The organism is Mesorhizobium sp. P5_C1 (assembly GCF_054049815.1).
The window spans coordinates 1-3,405 of sequence record NZ_JBFULQ010000564.1 but is presented as its reverse complement, the minus strand read 5'-3'; the positions used below and the strand labels follow the sequence as shown (position 1 = coordinate 3,405).

7 protein-coding genes are annotated in these 3,405 nt (G+C 61.0%); all 7 read right to left on the bottom strand.

Features of this window, described 5'->3' with window-relative positions; genetic code table 11:
* Positions 1-210: 210 nt before the first annotated feature.
* Positions 211-567 (bottom strand): DUF1515 family protein, encoded by a 357-nt coding sequence (locus ACXJ7R_RS27935; protein WP_457154646.1) that lies wholly within the window; start codon positions 565-567, stop codon positions 211-213.
* A 64-nt stretch (positions 568-631) separates the two neighbouring features.
* Entirely contained in the window at positions 632-886 is a 255-nt protein-coding gene (locus ACXJ7R_RS27930; protein WP_457154645.1) for a hypothetical protein, read from the bottom strand.
* 41 nt (positions 887-927) lie between these two features.
* A complete protein-coding gene (locus ACXJ7R_RS27925; protein ID WP_457154644.1) occupies positions 928-1,236 on the bottom strand; it encodes a hypothetical protein in 309 nt (102 codons plus the stop codon).
* Positions 1,237-1,262: 26 nt separating this feature from the next.
* The gene (locus ACXJ7R_RS27920; RefSeq protein ID WP_457154643.1) at positions 1,263-1,640 is read right to left on the bottom strand and encodes a hypothetical protein; all 378 of its coding nucleotides are present in this window, start codon (positions 1,638-1,640) and stop codon (positions 1,263-1,265) included.
* 57 nt (positions 1,641-1,697) lie between these two features.
* Positions 1,698-1,832, bottom strand: a complete 135-nt coding sequence (locus ACXJ7R_RS27915) for a hypothetical protein (protein WP_457154642.1) — start codon at positions 1,830-1,832, stop codon at positions 1,698-1,700.
* 181 nt (positions 1,833-2,013) lie between these two features.
* The gene (locus tag ACXJ7R_RS27910; RefSeq protein WP_457154641.1) at positions 2,014-2,616 is read right to left on the bottom strand and encodes a glycoside hydrolase family 19 protein; all 603 of its coding nucleotides are present in this window, start codon (positions 2,614-2,616) and stop codon (positions 2,014-2,016) included.
* A gap of 70 nt (positions 2,617-2,686) precedes the next feature.
* Positions 2,687-3,405, bottom strand: a 719-nt coding sequence (locus ACXJ7R_RS27905) for a hypothetical protein (protein WP_457154640.1), incomplete at its 5' end; no start/stop codon positions are given.

Below are 3,405 nucleotides of genomic sequence, written 5' to 3'. Positions count from 1 at the left end.
TTCTTGCCCCTCAAATTAGCAATATCTTAATTATAACGGCGAGTCCATTACTTCTATTCGCAAGTTCAGAAGAGCCGTTCGGTCAGGAGCGAGTGAATTTCGACTGGACTTCATGCGGGAACGAAAGCCACGGCGACATGGTCTGAAACGCAAACAAGAGAACCCCTCTGGCTGAAGCCAATGGGGAGACTGGAAATGATATGGGCAAGATCAGGGGGTGCGCAGCACCTTCAAGATGACGTCCCACCAATAGGCGATGAAGCCGACGGCGGTCCCGCCGACGGCAGTGCCGGCAATGCCTGCCACGAACAGGGCGCCGATGCCGCGCTGCTTCCACTCCTTGAATTCGTCGGTGATTTCCTTGCTGTCGGTGACATCGGCCTTCATCGTCTCGATGCTGGTTTTTGCCTCACCGACATCGTGCACCAGGTCGTCAACACGCTTGTGGATGCTGGCCCGATGATCATCCGCTCGACGCGTGCTGTCGGTGAAGTCGCGGCGCAATGCCGCCACTTCCGCTCGCAGGCCGCCAATGGCCTCCGAAATCTCGTCAAGTTTCGATGCCATCTGTTCACCGGATCAGCACTTTCATGGATTGGATGGCGCCGGCCCCGGAGAGCCGGCGCCAATGTCATTTCAGCGGTGGCTGCGGCTTGATCAGGCCGGCGAGGCCGTCACGCTGCAGGTTGATGAGCGTCTTGAGGAAGCCGGAGAAGGCGGCGATCCACAGGGCGTCCTGCGGCGGTAGCCACGAAGCTGCGCAATCGAAGCCGCCGCTCGCGAGCGTCGTGCAACCCGTGGCGGTTAGGAAGCCTGCGATCGCCGCGGGAAGCCAGATCAGCACGTTGAGGGCGTTGTGCAGCGTGTTGGTGTTCAGCCATTTCATGGAAGCGAGTCCCTTCGAAATTTGAGAACCGCCGGCAAACGCTACTGCGCCGCCGGCGTCTGAGGGCGTCGCGCCGCCAGGTAGGCGGTGAGCGCGGCGGCATAGGAGGCGTCGATCTCGGCATCGAGAGCCTTGAGCGCTGCAACCTGGTCGGGCGTGACCGCGCCGCTGTTCGACAGCGCGGAGATGATATTTCGGATCAGGGGCACAACGTCCTGCGCCTCCTGGAGGGCGACGGGGATGATGTTGATCAGCTGAGCGATGATCTCATTGATCTTGGCCGAGCTGGTGATCAGCGGGATCAACGACAGCAGGGTTTRCATCATGGCTGCGAAAGCGGACCAGTTCACGGGGTAGCTCCTTGATTGTTCGACGTTCAGCCGTGGAAGGCCGAGACGATCTGTTGGATGGTTTCGGTGGAGGTGGTCAGAGCGTCATAGACGCCCGCGCCGCCGAGTTCGCCGGGGTGCGAGGCCAGGAAGTCCTCAAGCGAGTTGCGCGCCGTAGTCCCGGCCTTGATTGCCGGATCCAGCTTGGTCTGAATTGTGGTGTCGTCGCAGCCGACCGGCGCAGGGACGGGCGTGCAATAGACGACATAGTTCTTGGCCGTGACCTTCACGGCGTCGAATGCGTTGACGGCGATCGAGACCGCGGCGGGCGAGACCTTGGCCTGCGTGACGGTGTCGATCGCGCTGGTGACATTAGCGCAGCCGGCGAGCGCGAGCATCGCCGCTGCCGCGAACAGCAGTTTCATGAACAGTTTCCTTCTTTGGGGGGATGCCCGGTTCACCCGACCGGGCTCGGGGTCGGCTTATGCTGCCGGGGTCTTCTCGGCCTTTTCGAACGTCAGCGAATAGACTTCGCCAAGTTCGAATTGCTCGATGACAGCAGGATTGGTGATCGTGATCGAAAGATCGCCAGACGGGGGTGTACTTGGACCAGTCACGGTTACCCTCAGGCAAGCCCTTCAGATACGAGCCGAAAGCGGCACTCAGCTTGATCTGGACGTTCACCGCCGTCGGGTCTCCCGTGGTGCGATGGTTCATTTCGGTGACGTAGAACATTGCTCGGACCGTCATCGGTCTTCTCCTTGTCGTGATTGCCGGCGACCGGCCGGCGCGGATTGGTCAGGCGAGCCGATGCGGCGCGGTCTGCTGCAATACTTCGAGGCCGGCGACGACACGACGTGTCAGGGCAATGCGATCAGCCTCGGCATTGGCCGGCTTGTCCGACAGGGGATTGCCGCGATTGACGCCACGGCTCACCGCCGCCGCATCGTTGCGGTCGGCGTAGAGGTTGAGGTTGTGCTTCTCCCAATACCAAAGCGAGGTCGCGAATCCGACCGCGCGACTGGCGGCGACGATTTCAGGTGTCGCCTCGAGATCGAGGTCCGGACAGCCAAGCAGCGCGCGGACGAAGGGCGTCGCCGCTCGATAGTTCGCTCTGCCGGTCAGCTCAATCGGCCCGCGTCCCTTGTACCGGATGCCATCGCCAGGATGCGTGTTGCCGAGATCGGCGCGGCCTTCGTAGGCGGCGCCGCTGGCATACTCCTGATAGGTCTTGAAATAGTCGCTCTCGATGCCGCACTGGCCGATGAAGTGGCCAAGCCGAAGCACGCTGCCGAGGACGTCCCCAGCCTTCGGCAGAGCCGCCAGGAACGGGCCGAGGTTTGCCTTGCCGAGCGGGAACAGCGGCGCGAGATCGTGCCCGCTCGGGTACACAATGGACATGGATGGTCCTTTCCGCCCTTGCGGGCAGGTGTTCAGGTTTTGGATTTTGCCGGCGCGAYTGCGAGGCGGGTTACGCCGACCCGCCGCCAATCTTGACCGCTCCGGTCGTCGCTGCCGGAACCGTGTTGGTGGTGTTGCCGGTGTATTCGTTCGACTGCACGTTCACCGGGCTGGCCGTATTCGCGATGTTGATCGCCGTGCCATAGCTCACGAAGTCATTGCCCGTGATCACACCAAAGGCGCTGCCACTCGCCGCAGAGACGGCAAACGTGCCCGAGGTCGAGGACGCGGTGAACAAATTCCCTAGGATCGAAAACTCGTTCATAATCCCGTTGATGCCGGTGCTCGACGCGCTCGACGAGATAAAGACGCTGGAGGTCACCAGGACACCGGAAACATTGGTGTTTAGGGAGATCGCAGCGTTGGTGTTGGCGAACTGACTGTTCGCTACGCTCAGTTGGGCCAGAACGCCGGTCTGGCTGGTGTTCGAGAAGATGCCGAAGTGACCGCCGGTAAAGTTGGAATTTGCGACAGCAACGCCCTGGACATAGTTGCCATAGGTGATCCCGACACTACCGAAATTGAAGGTGCAATTTACAAAGTTGTATTGAACCCCGTAACACGGGCCTCCCGAGCAAGCCGTCGACGACGGAAGTCCTTCGACATCAACACCATTGCCCGCGATGGCACCCGTGCCAGGCACCACAACACCGTCGAAATTGATCGACGAAACACCGTTGACCTTGATGGCGTTCGACCAATATGCAGCGGCTGCATAGCCATCCGAGC